The sequence below is a fragment of the Shewanella sp. SG41-3 genome (assembly GCF_014164545.1).
Lineage (GTDB): Bacteria > Pseudomonadota > Gammaproteobacteria > Enterobacterales > Shewanellaceae > Shewanella > Shewanella vesiculosa.
Genome location: NZ_JACJFJ010000001.1, coordinates 621,625 through 639,723, shown reverse-complemented (window position 1 = coordinate 639,723; position 18,099 = coordinate 621,625). Strand labels below are relative to the sequence as shown.

General features: G+C 42.1%; 13 protein-coding genes and 3 tRNA genes. 5 read left to right on the top strand and 11 right to left on the bottom strand.

Annotated features, from left to right (window positions below):
* The first annotated feature begins 98 nt into the window (after positions 1-98).
* The 4 genes from H5164_RS02775 to panP all read left to right on the top strand — a co-directional run bounded on the left by H5164_RS02775 (position 99) and on the right by panP (position 5,946).
* Positions 99-1,256 (top strand): sugar diacid recognition domain-containing protein, encoded by a 1,158-nt coding sequence (locus tag H5164_RS02775; protein ID WP_124016375.1) that lies wholly within the window; start codon positions 99-101, stop codon positions 1,254-1,256.
* 130 nt (positions 1,257-1,386) lie between these two features.
* Positions 1,387-2,745 (top strand): GntP family permease, encoded by a 1,359-nt coding sequence (locus tag H5164_RS02770; protein ID WP_124016374.1) that lies wholly within the window; start codon positions 1,387-1,389, stop codon positions 2,743-2,745.
* 20 nt (positions 2,746-2,765) lie between these two features.
* A complete protein-coding gene (locus H5164_RS02765; RefSeq protein WP_182754649.1) occupies positions 2,766-3,935 on the top strand; it encodes a glycerate kinase in 1,170 nt (389 codons plus the stop codon).
* A 370-nt stretch (positions 3,936-4,305) separates the two neighbouring features.
* The gene (panP, locus tag H5164_RS02760) at positions 4,306-5,946 is read left to right on the top strand and encodes a pyridoxal-dependent aspartate 1-decarboxylase PanP (RefSeq protein ID WP_182754647.1); all 1,641 of its coding nucleotides are present in this window, start codon (positions 4,306-4,308) and stop codon (positions 5,944-5,946) included.
* 545 nt (positions 5,947-6,491) lie between these two features.
* On the opposite strand, the gene H5164_RS02755 is transcribed toward panP, so the two are convergent.
* The 10 genes from H5164_RS02755 to H5164_RS02710 form a co-directional block, all read right to left on the bottom strand.
* Positions 6,492-7,517 (bottom strand): hypothetical protein, encoded by a 1,026-nt coding sequence (locus H5164_RS02755; protein ID WP_182754645.1) that lies wholly within the window; start codon positions 7,515-7,517, stop codon positions 6,492-6,494.
* A 1,420-nt stretch (positions 7,518-8,937) separates the two neighbouring features.
* Positions 8,938-9,023 (bottom strand) — tRNA-Leu (locus tag H5164_RS02750).
* A gap of 49 nt (positions 9,024-9,072) precedes the next feature.
* Positions 9,073-9,146: transfer RNA gene (locus H5164_RS02745), tRNA-Cys, on the bottom strand.
* A gap of 41 nt (positions 9,147-9,187) precedes the next feature.
* Positions 9,188-9,263 (bottom strand) — tRNA-Gly (locus H5164_RS02740).
* A gap of 237 nt (positions 9,264-9,500) precedes the next feature.
* The gene (gene pgsA, locus H5164_RS02735) at positions 9,501-10,049 is read right to left on the bottom strand and encodes a CDP-diacylglycerol--glycerol-3-phosphate 3-phosphatidyltransferase (protein WP_124016366.1); all 549 of its coding nucleotides are present in this window, start codon (positions 10,047-10,049) and stop codon (positions 9,501-9,503) included.
* Positions 10,050-10,093: 44 nt separating this feature from the next.
* A complete protein-coding gene (uvrC, locus tag H5164_RS02730; protein ID WP_124016365.1) occupies positions 10,094-11,926 on the bottom strand; it encodes an excinuclease ABC subunit UvrC in 1,833 nt (610 codons plus the stop codon).
* A gap of 44 nt (positions 11,927-11,970) precedes the next feature.
* Complete coding sequence (uvrY, locus tag H5164_RS02725; RefSeq protein WP_011638098.1) at positions 11,971-12,615, bottom strand: UvrY/SirA/GacA family response regulator transcription factor; 645 nt, start codon at positions 12,613-12,615, stop codon at positions 11,971-11,973.
* A 250-nt stretch (positions 12,616-12,865) separates the two neighbouring features.
* The gene (locus H5164_RS02720; protein WP_182742643.1) at positions 12,866-13,285 is read right to left on the bottom strand and encodes a secondary thiamine-phosphate synthase enzyme YjbQ; all 420 of its coding nucleotides are present in this window, start codon (positions 13,283-13,285) and stop codon (positions 12,866-12,868) included.
* A gap of 702 nt (positions 13,286-13,987) precedes the next feature.
* A complete protein-coding gene (locus H5164_RS02715) occupies positions 13,988-14,674 on the bottom strand; it encodes an LrgB family protein (protein ID WP_182754643.1) in 687 nt (228 codons plus the stop codon).
* 1 nt (position 14,675) lies between these two features.
* Positions 14,676-15,146, bottom strand: coding sequence for a CidA/LrgA family protein (locus tag H5164_RS02710; protein WP_182754641.1), 471 nt, complete (start codon positions 15,144-15,146; stop codon positions 14,676-14,678).
* 106 nt (positions 15,147-15,252) lie between these two features.
* Here H5164_RS02710 and H5164_RS02705 point away from each other — a divergent pair, with 106 nt between their 5' ends.
* Positions 15,253-16,155 carry a LysR family transcriptional regulator gene (locus H5164_RS02705; RefSeq protein WP_182754639.1) on the top strand — a complete coding sequence of 301 codons (903 nt, stop codon included), beginning with the start codon at positions 15,253-15,255 and terminating at the stop codon, positions 16,153-16,155.
* 168 nt (positions 16,156-16,323) lie between these two features.
* Here H5164_RS02705 and ptsG read toward each other — a convergent pair whose 3' ends face one another.
* Positions 16,324-18,075, bottom strand: coding sequence for a PTS glucose transporter subunit IIBC (gene ptsG / locus H5164_RS02700; RefSeq protein WP_124016352.1), 1,752 nt, complete (start codon positions 18,073-18,075; stop codon positions 16,324-16,326).
* Positions 18,076-18,099: the final 24 nt, after the last annotated feature.

Genomic DNA, 18,099 nt, shown 5'->3' with positions numbered 1-18,099 from the left:
TTTTTACTCATCAAGTCCATATTCACATCAACCAACTCCCACTACTTAAGCAACATCAGGTATCATTCAATACCGATATTGATGACTCAGAGAAATTCATGTTTCAGATTGATACCCAAATTGCCGCTAAAATTGTCAACCGGACCATGAAAATTATTGGCCATAATATCAATGTTATGAATGCGCAAGCCGTCATACTAGGTTCAGGCGAAGTCGAGCGAATTGGCACCATACATGAGGGCGCATTATTGGCTATTAGCCAAAATCGCAATGTTGAAATCAATCAAACCATCGCTTCAAATTTACAAGGGGTGAAGCCCGGGCTTAATTTGCCATTACATTATCAAGGTCAAGTTGTTGGTGTGATTGGTATCACGGGTGAACCAGACACATTGAGCCACTATGGTGAGCTACTTAAAATGACTGCCGAAATGATTGTTGAACAAGCTAACCTACAAGAACAATTACAATGGCAAAACCGTCAAAAAGAAGAGTTTATTGCTCAATTGATACATGCAAATGAGCAAGACTTACCCTCATTAAAACAATGGGCGCTGCAATTAGGTATCGATTTTAGCGTACCTAGAGTGGCGGCGATTATTGAACTCGACAGTCATAACCCTTTGTATCAGCAAGACAACCAGGCATTGAAACAAGTTCTGTATTTATTACAAAATCCGGTACGAGATAACTTAATTGCCATGACGTCGCTCACTCAGCTGGTTATTTTGAAACCCGCTTTTTTAGACGGAAAACAATTTGATCCTGAACTTGAAAATCAACGCATCAATAAATTACTCAAACGCTTGCCCGCGAACATGCAGCTTAGCTTGCACATTTCCTTAGGCCATTATTTCAGTGGTGATTTAGGCATCAGTTACTCTTACCGTACGGCCAAAGAAACCATGGACATTGGCAAGAAACTGCATCCGCAAAAAAGCAAATATTTATACCAAGATTACAGCTTACAGGTGCTGTTATCCGGCTTACGTCATCACTGGCGCGGTAACGCACTGGCAAGTCCCTATATGAAACTGATTGAAGTAGATAAAAACCAACAATTACAAAAAACACTCGCCGCGTATCTTGAACATATGGGTGATATACAAACCTGTGCTAACAGTCTATTTATCCATAGAAACACATTACGTTATCGATTAGATAAAATTCAAACCATCACCAATATTGATTTGCACAGCTTTAATGGATTACTGAGTTTGTATTTAGGTCAGCTCATCCACCAGCCCAGCGCTTAGTTGTGCATTAGTACAAAAATAGTCTATTTGAGCATTGTTATTAGTGCGGATGAACAAAGTAATTTATCACTAAAGGTTTACTATGATGAATAACTAAACCACTCCAATAACAATAAATAACGAGTACTCTATGGGACTAATCTTGATCTTACTCGGCGTGATCGCCTTCATCGTCATCGCCACCTCCAGATTCAAACTTCACCCTTTTTTAACCCTTATCTTAGCGTCGTTTCTCACCGCATTTGCTTATGGCTTACCCAGTAACGAAATCGCTAAAACCATCACAGGTGGTTTTGGTGGAATTTTAGGTTATATAGGCCTAGTCATTGTATTAGGAACAATTATTGGCACTATCCTTGAAAAAAGCGGCGCAGCAATCACCATGGCAGATGTTGTCATTAAATTGTTTGGTCAACGCTTTCCAACCTTAACCATGTCAATGATTGGCTATTTGGTGTCTATCCCTGTGTTTTGTGATTCAGGGTTTGTGATTTTAAACTCATTAAAGCAATCAATGGCTAACCGCATGAAAGTGTCTCAGGTTGCCATGAGTGTCGCCTTAGCAACTGGGTTATATGCTACTCATACCTTTGTACCGCCAACGCCAGGCCCAATTGCAGCTGCAGGTAACTTAGGCCTTGAATCACAACTGGGGTTAGTTATTGCCGTCGGTGTGTTTGTTGCCGCGATTGCCGCTTTTGCAGGTATGTTATGGGCCAACCGTTTTGCCAACGAACAACCTGACGGCGAAGGGGCTGAAGAACTTAATGCACAACTACCAGACTTTGACGATCTGAAAAAGGCATACGGCGAATTACCTAGCCCGCTAAAAGCCTTTGCGCCAATTTTTGTGCCTATTATCTTCATTTGTTTAGGTTCTATTGCCAATTTCCCTTCAAAACCGCTTGGTGAACAAGGTTTATTCGATTTATTAGTCTTTTTAGGCCAACCGGTAAACGCCTTAATGATTGGCTTATTTTTATCATTATTTTTACTTAAAGGGACTGAAAAAGTTAAAGAGTTTAGTGAACGTATTAGCCAAGGCTTAGTGGTTTCGGCGCCAATTCTATTGATCACCGGTGCTGGTGGAGCCTTCGGCGCGGTGTTAAAAGCCACTGAAATTGGTGCATTTTTGGGTAGCAGTTTATCGGCATTGGGCGTGGGTATTTTTATGCCATTTATCGTCGCGGCCGCGCTCAAATCGGCACAAGGATCATCAACCGTTGCCTTAGTCGCCACCTCGGCCTTAGTGGCACCATTGTTAGGCGATATAGGCTTAGCCTCAGAAATGGGCCGCGTTCTTACCGTTATGGCCATTGGCGCAGGGGCAATGACAGTGTCACATGCCAACGACAGTTTCTTCTGGGTTGTGACTCAGTTTAGCCGCATGAGCGTCAAACAAGCTTACCGCGCGCAAACCATGGCGACATTAATTCAAGGTATCACGGCGATGATCACCGTTTATCTACTGAGCTTAATTTTACTGTAATTTATTATTCAGAGTCTTATATGAAAATCGTTATTGCTCCAGATTCATTTAAAGAAAGCTTAAGCGCCCTTGAAGTGGCTAATGCCATTGAAGATGGCTTTAAACAGGTGTTTCCTGATGCACAATATTGCAAAGTGCCGATGGCAGACGGCGGTGAAGGTACAGTACAAGCCATGGTTGATGCTACTCAAGGGCAAATCATTAATCTTACTGTTACTGGCCCGCTGGGGTTACCTGTTGACGCTTTTTACGGTGTGTTGGGGCAACTCTATGAAGACGGTAAGCAAACTGCAGTGATTGAAATGGCTGCGGCATCAGGGCTACATCTGGTGCCCGTCAATCAACGCAATCCGTTATTGACCACCAGCTTTGGCACAGGTGAATTAATTGCCGATGCGTTAAATCGCGGCATCCGTCATATCATCTTAGGTTTAGGTGGCAGTGCCACCAATGATGCAGGCGCAGGAATGATGCAAGCCTTAGGGGTAACACTTAGCAATATGGCTAATGAGCCACTGCCTTTTGGTGGCGCAGCCCTTGCCGCATTGCATCATATTGATGTTCAGTCGTGCCATCCTGCCATAAAAGAGTGTGTTATTGAGGTAGCTTGCGATGTCGATAACCCATTGTGTGGTCCTCGCGGTGCCAGTGCGATTTTTGGTCCACAAAAAGGGGCCACAACCGAGATGATTGAACAGCTCGATCATGCTCTAGGCCATTTTGCTCACACGGTTAATCAACAACTTTATCAATCTGTTGATACTCACTGCCAACTGCACCCTGGGGCTGGCGCGGCTGGAGGTATGGGTTTTGGGGTGATGACAATATTAAATGCCTCCCTAAAACCTGGGGTCGATATTGTCACCAACAGTGTAAAATTAGCAGAGTATTGCCACAATGCCGATTTAGTCATCACAGGTGAAGGTCGTATTGATGGTCAAACTGTGTTTGGTAAAACCCCCATGGGCGTATTACATGTCGCTAAACAGCTCAATATCCCAGTGATTGGCATTTCCGGATGCCTAGGCCCAAATGCAGATGCGATTTTAGCCGAAGGCATGCACGCTATTTTCGCTATTATTCCGGCACTACAGCCATTAGAACAAGTGTTGTCTGAAGCACAGGTGAATCTCACCAATACCGCCCGTAATATTGCGGCAATGTTGTCATTATCATTAGTGAAAAAGTAATCCTGTCAGCATAAATATCAATTGATATTTATGCTGACTTTACAATGCTAAGCAGCATTTATCGCAGTATGGCTCCCCTATTGATATCCATTTTAGATTAATAACCTAGTATTGATCTCGAGTCACACATGCGCCGACCAATAACCACAATGTCATCTGCATTATCACCAAGAGTATTCTGACCACAACAGATAAGCAGTCATCAGTATTTTTTCTACCCTAACCATCAGCATTAACACGATAAATACTTGAAGCCTAACCAGCCATACAGTAAAGTTAGCACCCTCATTTCGTCCTGAAGGTGCAGCGTTAATCGTAATGCATCAGTCAATGCTAACAGGATGGAGTTTTCATCATTACGGCAAGCAAAATGACCTCGAAAATCACCCGTCAAGCATACGCTTCAGAAGACAGCTTACTGCGTATTTTTACCGCACCTGAAGATTCAACCTCGACGTTGAGCATTATTGAACAGAAGTTGTCACAAGACCTTGCAGGGTTTTTAGGTAACAGCATCGCCGCACTGGAAAAGCCGCTATCAGAAATAGAAACCGATTTTAACGCTTATCAGATCCCCACCGATCCTAAGTTCGTTTCTGATTATGCCGACGAAATCATGCAAAATTTAGTGGCGCACTCAGTTCATACCGCTGCACCGAGTTTTATTGGTCATATGACATCAGCATTGCCTTATTTTGTGTTACCGCTGTCGAAGATGATGGTGGGACTGAACCAAAACTTGGTTAAAATCGAAACATCAAAAGCCTTTACGCCTCTTGAGCGCCAAGTATTAGGCATGATGCACCACTTGGTTTATCAACAATCAAACGACTTTTATGACCAATGGATGCACAGCGCAAATCATTCGCTAGGCGCATTTTGTTCAGGTGGCACGGTAGCCAACATTACCGCCCTGTGGATAGCCCGAAACCGATTATTGCAACCTAGCGGCGAATTTAAAGGTATTACTCGTGAAGGCATGACCAAAGCATTACGATTTTATGGTTATGATGACCTTGCCATATTAGTGTCTGATCGGGGTCATTACTCATTAGGGAAAACGGCCGATTTATTAGGTATTGGCCGAGATAACATCATTAGTATCCCTACGGATGAACATCATAAAGTCGATGTTGCTGCCATGCGTGCAACCGCGGCTAAACTAGCACAACAAAATATCAAAGTGATGGCGATTGTCGGCGTGGCTGGCACAACCGAAACCGGTAATGTCGATCCATTAACTGAGTTAGCCGCTTTAGCCTGCGAGTTAAATTGTCACTTTCATGTCGATGCTGCTTGGGGCGGCGCCAGTTTATTATCCAACAAATATCGCCACTTACTAAAAGGCATCGAGCTAGCTGACTCAGTCACGATCGACGCCCATAAGCAAATGTACGTGCCAATGGGCGCCGGTATGGTGCTATTTAAAGACCCAGAACTGGCCAAAGCAATTGTGCATCATGCTGAATATATTTTACGCGTGGGTTCAAAAGATTTAGGCAGTCAAACGCTGGAAGGTTCGCGCCCAGGCATGGCGATGTTAGTGCACGCTTGCCTACAGATAATTGGTCGCGATGGCTATGAAATACTCATTAATAACAGCCTAGAAAAAGCCCGTTATTTTGCAACGATTATTGAGCAACATAAGGATTTTGAATTAGTCACTGCGCCTGAGTTATGTTTACTAACCTATCGCTACGTCCCCGCATCGGTACAAGCAATATTAACAACAGCTATATCGAATCAAGACACTGAGTTAGTTGCAACAATCAACGAACTACTGGATGGATTAACTCAATTCATTCAAAAACATCAACGTGAACAAGGCAAATCATTTGTGTCACGAACACGGATTAAACCGGCAAAATACTTGCGCCAACAAACCACAGTATTTCGTGTGGTACTCGCTAATCCGTTGACCAGTCATCAAATATTACATGATGTCCTGAGTGAGCAAGTTGAGATTGCCGCATTAGACAGTGAATATTTACCACAACTGTTGGCGTTGTAGAGCACAGACTCATAATAACTTCGATGTTTATAGCTTGTTAGCGACCTTTTCGTCATCCCGGCAGTGTTTTCAAGCCGGGATCCCGGTGTTTTCTTTGTACTTTTGTACTCATGGCCTACGGCCACTCACGTCGTGGCGCTTCGCCCACACCAGACCAAGAGGAAACCAACGGCTGTTCCCTCTTGGAACTCCCAGCCGCCCCGCAACATTTTCGCTTTTTACAAAACAACAGCTGCGAAAAGTCGCCATGGGGTCAGATTTAACTTTGACCTACATTTGCAGACTGCTTCGGCCTTATTCGAAAATGCTATCGCTTCCGATAGGCCATCCATGGCCAACGAAAGCTAGCCTGACGTCCTGTCAGGCTCACGCTATTTTCTTCAACGGCCTCAAGTGCAAAGCTGAATTTAGGCTTTTTCAATCAAGGAATCTAAATCATTTATGGACAAAAGTGAGTCAAGGCTTAGGTCTCAATTTGAATCGTGGTATTAATAAATCGATGATAATCTGCCATATCGTAACACTATGCATAACTGCAAATATTGTTAGGCATTTTTATCAAAATCTCTAGATAACATTTGGGATGCAGCAGAAGCCTCATACATACCAACCCCTTTAATTTGCTTTGCTACGTCATATCCTTCATCTCTAAATTTGGCAAGCATTGAACTTAGCTCAGTCAACTTGCTTGTATTCAGAACCATTCGAACTGCCGTACCTCGGCATACATGCGAAAGTTCAATATGTTCTTTTCCACTATCATCGAGCTTAATTCCGTGATCACCAGAACAGATCAGAAAACTGCCACCTAAACGGCAAATTCTATTATTCATATACAGCCCAAACCCTGAGTTATGCCAAGGGTTCTTTGTATCTATAAATGCTCCTTTATAATTTTTACTAGAAATTGCGGGCATTAAAGCTTGCTGAATAGCATCACAATGAGTGTCAATTTGAACATGAGGGTTATTCTTAAGGGAAGCTTTCAGACCTATTCCATGGTCAATAATAGCAATCTCAACTTTGTTATAGATAGGCCAATACTGCGCGCAATACTCTAAACTCTTCGACTTGCTGTGCTCATATACATTGCGCATGATCTCACGTATTGAAAATGTAAGCGCATCAACAAGATTTCCGTTATTCTGTCGAGTCAAAATTCCAGCAAGCTGAGCTGATCGACGCTCTATAATTTCCTGTTCTGCTTCCCACTCATTAGTGGCCTCATCGACAATAGTTTGCACTCGGAGAATTGTATAAGGAACAAACTTATCATTTCCATCAACGCAATTAGGCTCTCTGCCATACTTGAGCCCGAAAGCTCTAAAGAACGCCATATTTGCTGCATAATCCTTATATTCATAGCCGCAACAAGAAACTACAGTGTCTTTGTTTCGTCGATTAAATTCCCTGATAAATTTTGCAACATAAACCATCGTAAATGGCTCTATCCGTCCCATACTGGAAAAATTAATTACAACCTCTTTCTCTCCTGAGCATTCTTCAATCTCATCACAAAATTTAAAAATGGCTTTTAGGTCACATGTTGAAGGATAGTTAATTAATGGCACATGACCTCCGTAGGCCCAACATATTAGCGATAACTCTGATAAACATTCTGGTTCACATCAGGATAAACCGACTTTGATACTTTAATTATTAATAGTTTTAGTAAAAAACCAATTAAATTGCATTAAAACAATCATACTTTCGACTAGGTAAAGCGATAATTAGATAAACGAGAATATTTGCTTCAAGTTATGTATATTCAACTTTCCATAAAACGTATAACTTCAAGCAATTAATTTCTCCATAAAAATAAAACTGCAAATTTATTAAATTACATAATAATATTTAAATCATTGATTTTTTAATACTATTAATAGAAAACTGTATTGTGATACCTAAGGCGTAATGGGGCAAAACCAAGTTAGTTTTTAACTTAACATTCGTACCAAATGAAGCTAAATCGAAGAGATAGTATGAACCAGTGTAGATGCGACTGAGGGTATCGAAAACAGGGACGTTTTCGTTAAGCGGCCATGGATGGCGCAAAGCGTCCCGAAGCAGTATCTGCACATAAGCCCACTGCAGGTGATTGACGACAATGAAGGTACAAGCTTCAAACCCATTTAACCAATACCCACTCAGCTAAACACTACTCAACCAAACATAAAAAATGCCAAACCTTCATTCGAAGGCCAAAAAACTTCGAGCACAAATGTGTTACATACCTTGCTTGTAAAAAGTGAGATTCAATTCTGAACTTGAGGACGTTGAAGAAAATGACATGTAACTAACATTCTATGGTCACATCATACATAAATATCACTGTGCTAATTGTGAAACCAAACAACCTACCTACTTTCCGAATCACCCGCGCTTATAGCCGCGTAGCGAACTAGCAGGACGAAGTCCGCTCTAGTATCTAGGTTCTCGACACACCACTCTCTATTGCTAGAGATTATAATGGTACCCGAGGCCGGACTTGCGCCTGTACGTCTGATGTTCAACCAGAGCGCGAGGGATTTTATCTTCACTGCTTATGTCTTCTTACCTTTGAATATATAAGCCAAATTGCAGACGTAAAAAAGCCCCAACTAATGTTGAGGCTTCTTTACACCATACTTACGTATGTAAATGATGGTACCCGAGGCCGGACTTGAACCGGCACGCCTGATGTTCAACCAGAGCGCGAGGGATTTTATCTTCTCTGCTTATATCTTCTTACCTTTGAATATATAAGCCAAATTGCAGACGTAAAAAACCCCAACTAATGTTGAGGCTTTTTTACACCATACTTACGTATGTAAATGATGGTACCCGAGGCCGGACTTGCGCCTGTACGCCTGATGTTCAACCAGAGCGCGAGGGATTTTATCTTCTCTGCGTATATCTTCTTACCTTTGAATATATAAGCCAAATTGCAGACGTAAAAAAGCCCCAACTAATGTTGAGGCTTTTTTACACCATACTTACGTATGTAAATGATGGTACCCGAGGCCGGACTTGAACCGGCACGCTTATTCAGCGAGGGATTTTAAATCCCTTGTGTCTACCGATTCCACCACTCGGGCAAAGTGTTGTTTTAACCGCTACTAAAAGTAACCATTAAACGCAATTTTGTGGAGGCGCGACCCGGAGTCGAACCGAGATAGACGGATTTGCAATCCGTAGCATAGCCATTCTGCCATCGCGCCATCTTTAACCAAATTCAAATCCATCGGATAAGATAAGAAATTGGAGCGACATATCGGGTTCGAACCGATGACCTATACCTTGGCAAGGTATCGCTCTACCAACTGAGCTAATGTCGCGTATTCAATCATTTTTATGCTTCATTACATCAAAAAGAAAGGTATCGTTTTTCAACCTATCTAACTGAGCTAACTATTCATAAATCGTGTTGGTTAACATCGCGCCCTAGGGTTTGTTGTTGACTCATCACTTGTCTACGGGGTGGCATTCTACCGAATTAACCTCGTGTGTCAATTATTGATTTATGCATTTTTGACTGTTTGCACACTAAATAATCTTATTGAACTATTATTACGCTATTCTGCCGTTAAATCTTTCCAAGCTGCTGAAATGTAACTCATCATCGACCAGAACGTCAGCGCTGCTGCAATATAAAACAACCCATAAGCCACATCAGTTAACCAAGGTGTAGGCTTCCAAATTAATCCAATAATGGCGATCATTTGCGTGGCTGTTTTGTATTTACCGATCCAAGACACCGCAACAACACCGCGTTTACCTATTTCAGCCATCCATTCACGCAAGGCTGAAATAACAATTTCGCGGCCAATCATAAATAATGCAGCTAAGGTTAAATACACATTGTCATTTTGCTGAACCAACAACACTAATGCTGTCGACACCATCACTTTGTCAGCTACAGGATCTAAAAAAGCCCCAAATCGGGTTAATTGGCCGAGTTTACGAGCAGCGTAGCCGTCTAACCAATCGGTCAAAGCGGCCAGCCAAAAAATAAATGCCGAAACAAATGGTGCCCATGAATATGGTAAATAGAAAACCGCGATGAATACAGGTAACAAAGCAATACGGAATAATGTCAGTGCAATAGGTAAATTAAACGGCATAAAAAGACCAATTTGTCAGAAGCAGCGCCAATCTTGCCTTAATTTTAGCCCCCTCGCAATGCATCATGAATTGTTTGTGCCATTTCTAAGCTAATTCCGGGAACTTTTGTCAATTCTGCCACGCTAGCGCCCTTCACCTCTTGTATTCCGCCTAAATGTTGCAACAAAGCTTTACGTCTTTTAGGCCCGACTCCGGCGATAGATTCTAAGGTTGAGGTGTTACGCGTTTTCTGACGTTTATTACGATGCCCGGTAATCGCAAAGCGATGGGACTCATCACGAATATGCAACATTAAATGAAATGCTGGTGAATCACTCGCAATATCAAAACTTTGCTCACTGCCACCAACAATAAAGGTTTCAAGCCCTGCTTTACGGCCCTCACCTTTGGTCACACAAATGAGTAACGGTGGATGGTCGATATTGACACACTTCTCATCGACAATCGTTTGCGCCACTCTTAATTGACCAATACCACCGTCAATAAAGACTAAGTCAGGTATTTTGCCATTATTATCAATTTTGTCGAAGCGACGACTGATTGCTTGTTCCATCGCTGCATAATCATCTCCCCCCGTGATGCCAGTAATGTTGTAGCGGCGATAATCGGCTTTATGTGGCCCTTCACGATTAAACACCACACAGGAGGCAACAGTGCTTTCGCCCATAGTGTGGCTAATATCAAAACATTCCATTCGCTTAATCGGCTCATTAAGCTCAAGTGCCTCTTCAAGCAATTGGAATCGTTGCTCAACCGTGTTTTTATGCGACAACCTGGTGGCAACAGCATTACTCGCATTGGTCATCGCTAAGCGTAAGAAATTAGCTCTGTCGCCACGCACTTGGGTTTTTAACTCAAACTTTTTATCCAGTGCATGCTCTATCGATGCTTCCAACTCTTTTATACCATCAAAGTGATGGCTGAGAATGACTTCTTTAGGAATAGTGCGCTGGATATCCGCGTTTAAATAAAACTGACCTAAAAATGACGACAGCACTTCTTCGATTTCAGTTTCTGCTGGTACAGAAGGATAATAACTACGACTGCCAAATATTTTACCGTCGCGAATGAACAATAGATGAAAACAGGCAATACCAGAGGCGTAATCGACACCAATGACATCCATATCACCTTTATGATTAGACACTTCTTGCTGCTCTGCTACACGCCTTAATGCGGTAATTTGGTCACGATACTGAGCCGCTCGTTCGTATTCCATCTCAATTGCAGCGGTTTCCATTTTCGCCACCAGCTGAGATATCACTTGCTTGTCTTTGCCGCGTAAAAATAAACTGGCTAATTTGACCTGCTCACTGTATTCCTCATCACTGACAATCCCCACACAAGGCGCACTGCAACGATCCAGTTGATACTGTAAGCAAGGACGAGAACGCGATTTATAGTACAAATCATCACACTGGCGGATAGGAAACAGTTTTTGCATTAAGTGCAAACTTTCACGCACTGCGCCGCCATTGGGATAAGGACCAAAATAATGGCCTTTTTCACGCTTTGGACCGCGATGATATGCCAATCGAGGATGCTTATGGCCGCTCAATAAAATATACGGATAAGACTTATCATCACGCAGCAACACATTGTATTTAGGCATGTACTGTTTGATGTAATCGTTTTCAAGTAATAACGCATCGGTTTCGCTGTGCGTAACGGTTACATCAATATGATCGATATGCGAGACCAATGCTTGAGTTTTTACATTGGCAATGTTAGCTCGAAAATAAGAAGTCAGGCGTTTTTTGAGATCTTTGGCCTTACCAACATAAATAACCTGCTGGCGCTTATCGTACATACGATAAACACCAGGTGCTGAGGTAACATTTTTTAAAAAAGATTTGGCGTTAAAACCACTGGACATGATTAAAGCTACTTAATGCGTTGCGAGGAATACACTATTCCTGACTAAAATGAACCTGTATCAAGCATTTTGTAACGGATAGCTAAACGGGTTAACTCAACGTCACCGCCGATCCCAAGCTTAGCGAATAACCGATAACGATAGCTATTGACGGTTTTCGGGCTTAAATTTAATTTTTCAGAAATGTCATTCACCTTCTCGCCATTAGTAATCATCATCATGATTTGTAATTCACGTTCAGACAAACTGCTAAATGGGTTCTCATCAGAGTGATTAAATTGGCTCAACGCCATTTGCTGAGCAATTTCAGGCGATAAATACCGCTGACCACGGGCCACTTGAGTAATAGCACGCAACACTTCAGGTGATGTTGACCCTTTGGTCAAATAACCAGAAGCTCCCGCCTGCATCACTTTGGTCGGAAATGGGTCTTCAGTCTGCACCGTTAACACGATAATTTTTGCATCTGGTTGATAACGTAAAATTTTACGGGTAGCTTCTAAGCCGCCCATACCTGGCATATTCATGTCCATTAAAATGACATCAGCTTCATTCTGTCGAGACCACTGTACTGCTGTTTCTCCATCTGGCGCTTCACCGATGACTTTAATACCGCGTTCATCTTCCAAAATACGACGGATCCCCGTTCTCACGAGTTCATGGTCGTCAACCAAATATACAGATATCACGTTAACCCACCTATTATTATGCGTAATTCATTTTTGAATTTTAGGGCCGTTTTTTTATATATAAAACATTTATTTGCAAAATGTTATATCAATATTTCGCAGCTAAAAGTTACATTCATTTCATCTCACTTATCTGAATGAATTTAACATCTTTACATTTACTTACACAAGCAAAGTCACCATTGACCGCAAAAGATGCATATAAAACAAACAGCTTTGTTACCTAAGTATTACAATTTAACCTTTTTAATCATTCACCTTGAAGCGTCACAATAATCGTGCGCGCCGCAGCATGATCACGATGCTCGCATAAATATAGCCCTTGCCAGAGACCTAGGTTCAATCGTCCGTTGGTAATTGGAATAGACTGACTAGAACCAATCAAGGTCGACTTGATATGAGCAGGCATATCATCTGCCCCTTCAAAAGTATGCTCAAAGTATGGCGCACCTTCTGGTACTAGCACATTAAAATGTCGCTCCATATCACCACGCACTGTCGGATCGGCATTTTCGTTAATGGCCAGTGATGCCGAAGTATGCTGAATAAACACATGCAATAAGCCAACCTTGATATCTCTTAGCTGTGGTAGCTTCGCAATCACTTCATCAGTGATTAAATGAAATCCACGCCGGTGAGGCTTAAGTGTTATCTCTCGTTGAAACCACATCACATAAATCCTATATCCAGACAACACTCGTAAGCACTAAACACGTATACGACTAATTATTAACAATATATTTTGCCGCACTGTGGTAAATGATACATCAGAATGAGGTAACGTTTAACATAGTAATCCATCTAGTTTTTACTGAGCAGCTTAACAATAAATAGTACCATCAATAGTTGCGACTAAAATACAACTATTGCGTCACACTATAACGATTGGCAGTAATAATAAAAAGTTGTCTGACTATGGAGCAACCCACTCAACACCTTTATTGATAGCCCAGCGTTTTTGGAATATTGATTATCGTTTGTCATCCCAGCGATATCGCCATATGGCCACGATATGCACCACTGGCCATTAAGCGATTGACGACCAGCACACAGTTACCCGAATATCTTAGCTACAAACAAAAAAGCCCCATGATTTAAATGAGGCTTAAGGTCATATTAATTAACTACACAGATACAAGATTACTTTTTTGTGAACCATGATGACCATCACGCTTCCAATTGACATCAAGTAATTCGGAGCCCGACAAGCTAATCAACTCGGCATTTGTATTATGGCTTTTATCGGGCTAACCCTATGCTCTGGGGAATCATCAATTTACATTTAGACTCAATCAAATCACTAGCGAGTACGACCTGTAAACCTACGATTGGGGTTGTTGTGATTTCAATATACAAAGCCAAACACTCGCGATTAAAAAAGCAATGCAAATAAGGGCGCGGTAATGACCATGGCAATACCGGTAAAAATCATGGTTAAACTGGCGATAACGCCTTCTTCCCGGCCAATTTGATTCGCTTTAGCCGCTCCAGCGCCATGTGCTGATGCACCTAAAGAAATCCCTCTGGCTAAGCTGCTTTTTATGTTCGCAGCTTTAAAAAGGGGATCGCAAATCAGCATGCCCATTATACCTGTCACTAAAACTAACATCGCGGTTAATTCCGGTATGCCACCAAATGCGCTCGTGGCCTCTATCGCAAACGGAGTTGAAACCGATCTAACAATCAAGCTTTTAGACAGCTCAGACGGCATATGGGTAAATTGAATAATCAACCATGACGATCCCACGCCCAAACATAACCCTACTATCACCCCGATACTGATGGTTAATGGGTAACGCTTAATCAATGCGCGCTCCCGATAAATGGGTACCGCAAACGCGATAGTTGCAGGAGCTAATAACGCGGGTAGCCAATGGGTAAATTGAAAGTAGTCAACCAGTGGGATTTGAAATATTACTACGGTCAGCAAAATAATCGTCGGTGCCATTATGATCGGAGCAAACCAAACACGTTGCCGACGTAGATAAAGTCGCTTACTAAAGTAATAGCCTGCCAATGTGAGTAACAAACACAAAAAGCCTAATAATGAACCATTCATGCTACTGCCTATTGTATTCAAAATTGAGCGGAGTTTCTTTAAGGTGTAAGCGCTGTGATGTAATGCTGTTTAACCTTTGTTTACGTTCAAACTTAAATAACTTATCAACGATAAATGCCGTGCCTAATAATACGCTAGTGCTGGCCAGTAACATGCATACAATCAGCTCAGCACCATAGCTTTCGAGTATTAATTGATATTTGGTAATCGCCACAACTGGTGGAATAAAAAATAGCAGTAAGTCACCAATTAACCATGCTGAACCTTGGTTAACGATTTTTTCGGGTACCCAGTGGCATGACAATAAGACTAATAGAATGCCTAAGCCTATAACGCTACCAGGAATAATTGAATCAACAGATTGAGCAGCCCACTGACATAACCAAGCAAATAGGCACAGACCACTCACTTGAATGAATAAGGTTGTTTGGCACTTTAAAAAGGCGCTATGGGTATTTAATGAAGATAACATTTGATTTCACACTGGGTGTTTTTAGTTAATATGAACAGTTTACTCTTGCTTAATTCATAAAAAAAATGAATATTAATGATTGATTGAATCACTTTTGGTTATGTATATGGATCTTAAAGCACTGCACTATTTCACTGAGGTTGTTAACGCCGGTGGTTTCGCTAAAGCGTGTCATGCGGCATTTGTTACTCAACCCGCTCTCTCAAAGGCAATACGCTTGCTTGAAGAAGAACTTGATATGGTATTGCTAGAGCGCGGAAAACGCGGCTCTCAGATCCGCTTAACTGAAGCTGGGCAAGTTGTTTATCGCCATGCGTCTACTTTGTTAGAAGGTCGCCAACTGATGATAACCGAGCTGGATCATTTGCGAAATTTAAGTGGCGGTTTACTTAAATTAGGCTTAGCTCCCTTAGGCAGCGCCGAATTATTTGCTCCAGTAATAGCAAAATTTAGGCAGCTACATCCTAACGTTGAATTACAGTTACTGGTGCGCGGTGGGATTGAACAAACAGTGGCCTTACATAAAGATGAAATTGAACTTGCAACAGGCATCATTGATTTTGACGATGAATTTGATGGTATTCGCGTCCGTAATGATTCAATGGTGGTCGTATTGCCTTCGGCCCATGTGCTCGCGAGTAAATCAATACTCCAACTCAGTGAGCTTAATCTATTGGCTCAAGTAATGTTTGAACCCGAATATGCCCTATATGAGCTGGTACTTGAAGCGTGTGCAAAGGCGGGATTTAAGCCAACAAATATCACTCGAGTCAGTCATGCTGATTTTGGTATTGCCCTGGTAGCCGCTGGCACAGGAGTCATGATACTGCCAAAAATTATTGCCGAACGATACCGAGTTGGCGCGGTTGTCAATATTCCTTTAGCAAGTGAAGACTTACGCTGGGAATTATCATTGTTTTGGCGTAAGCAAAAACATTTGTCTTTTGCCGCGCAAGCAATGATAGCGCTGGTTAAGCAGCACTTGAGTCAATTAGAGAGTGAAACGTAAATATAGTACGTTCAACACTCGAGATAAGAGATGCGATAAGTGAGACTAAACGGCAGGCACCACACTAAAAAAAGCGCCTATTGGCTATCAATAGGCGCTTGAGGACGTAGATACTGATTTAACCTTTACAGGTAAAAAACACCATTATTAATGGCTTGAACCTCAGGTTTAATCGGCAAAAGTCTCGTTCAATACATTGGCGATACCCGCAGTATTGGCACTAAAAATTAAATGCACCAAATTCGGATTTAATACCAATATGGCTTCAATTCCCTGAGCTTGCAAAGCCGTCTTATCTAATTGACTTGCATCTTTCACTTCAAGGCGTAAACGGTTATCCGCAATTGCACGACATGAACTGACCTCACCTAAAAGTGGTTGAATGGCAAGCGCTTGCTGGCGATCACTCGACGTAATGTTAACGGCATCCGTTTCTGTGCTTGCCACAGGACCAGCAACAACATAACCACCAGAAGCGAGCATTTCATCAATTTCAGTGCGTGACACTTCGGCGATAGTTCCCACAATAGCTTGTACGGCATTGCCTGAAATCAACACACCACTAGCGCCGAGTTGCTTCAATCTCGCCTGATCCACTTTACTGGTATCAACCACATCCATACGTAAACGGGTGATACAAGAATCAACATTGGTTAAATTCTCAGGGCCACCAAAGGCTTCAATAAAGTTACGCGCTCTTTCCGTTCCTTGTGTTGATACAACCTCTAATTCAATATCCATGCGTCCAGGCGTTTTCAAATCGAACTTTAAGATTAAGAATCTGAATACCATGTAATACAGCACAGCATAAATGAGGCCTAAAACAACCAATAACCAGATTTTTTGCGAATGACCAGAAAGAACAAGGAAATCGATTAAGCCATGCGAAAACGAGGTTCCATGAACCACACCCAACATATTCACTAAAACATAAGCAAAACCAGCCATTAATGCATGCACAACATACAGTAACGGTGCCGCAAATAAGAAAGCAAACTCAATAGGTTCAGTGATCCCGGTTAAGAATGCAGTTAACGCCGCCGAAATCATGATACTGCCGACCATCACTCTATTTTCTGGGCGCGCAGTATGCCAAATCGCCATTGCAGCAGCTGGTAAACCAAACATTTTAAATAAGTAACCGCCGGCTAATTGACCAAAACCATTCCCCGCAGCTCGGCTAGCATCGTCTGCTTGCAAATAACATGTCAGTACGCCTGTTGCCGGTTTACCTAAACTGTCAACACAATTACCCGCTTCGAAGAAGAAAGGCACGTTCCATACATGGTGCAAACCAGCTGGAATTAACGAGCGTTCTACCACACCGTAAATACCAAAGGCTAATGTTGGATTTTGATATGCCGCCCAATGAGAAAATGCAGCAATAGCATTGCCTATCGGAGGCCAAATAAACGATAAGATAACGCCAGCAAAAATCGCTCCAAAACCGGTAATAATAGGTACACTTCGTTTACCTGAAAAGAAGCCCAGATAAGAAGGCAATTGAATTTTAAAGAAGCGGTTAAATGTCGAAGCCGCAATTGCACCTGCAATCATACCGCCAAACACCCCGACATCTGTGCCTGGTTCAAGTACACCAATGGTTCTAACCATGATAGCGTATCCAACCAACGCCGCCATAGCAGCCACACCATCATTTTTAGCAAAACCTAACGCAATACCTATGGCGAAAAGTAATCCCATGTTGCCAAAGATAGCTTCCCCGGCTTGGACCATTAACACATTGACGATATCGGGTAATACGCTAAAACCTGCGCTCCCAACACCTAACAGAATACCCGCGACAGGTAATACAGAAACCGGCAACATAACCGATTTACCCACTTTTTGTAATACCGAAAATGCGCCACTCATCATGGCCTTCTTCGGCTTAGCTGTTTTTATTGTTTTAGATGTCATAATACAACCTTAGAAATTTCAATA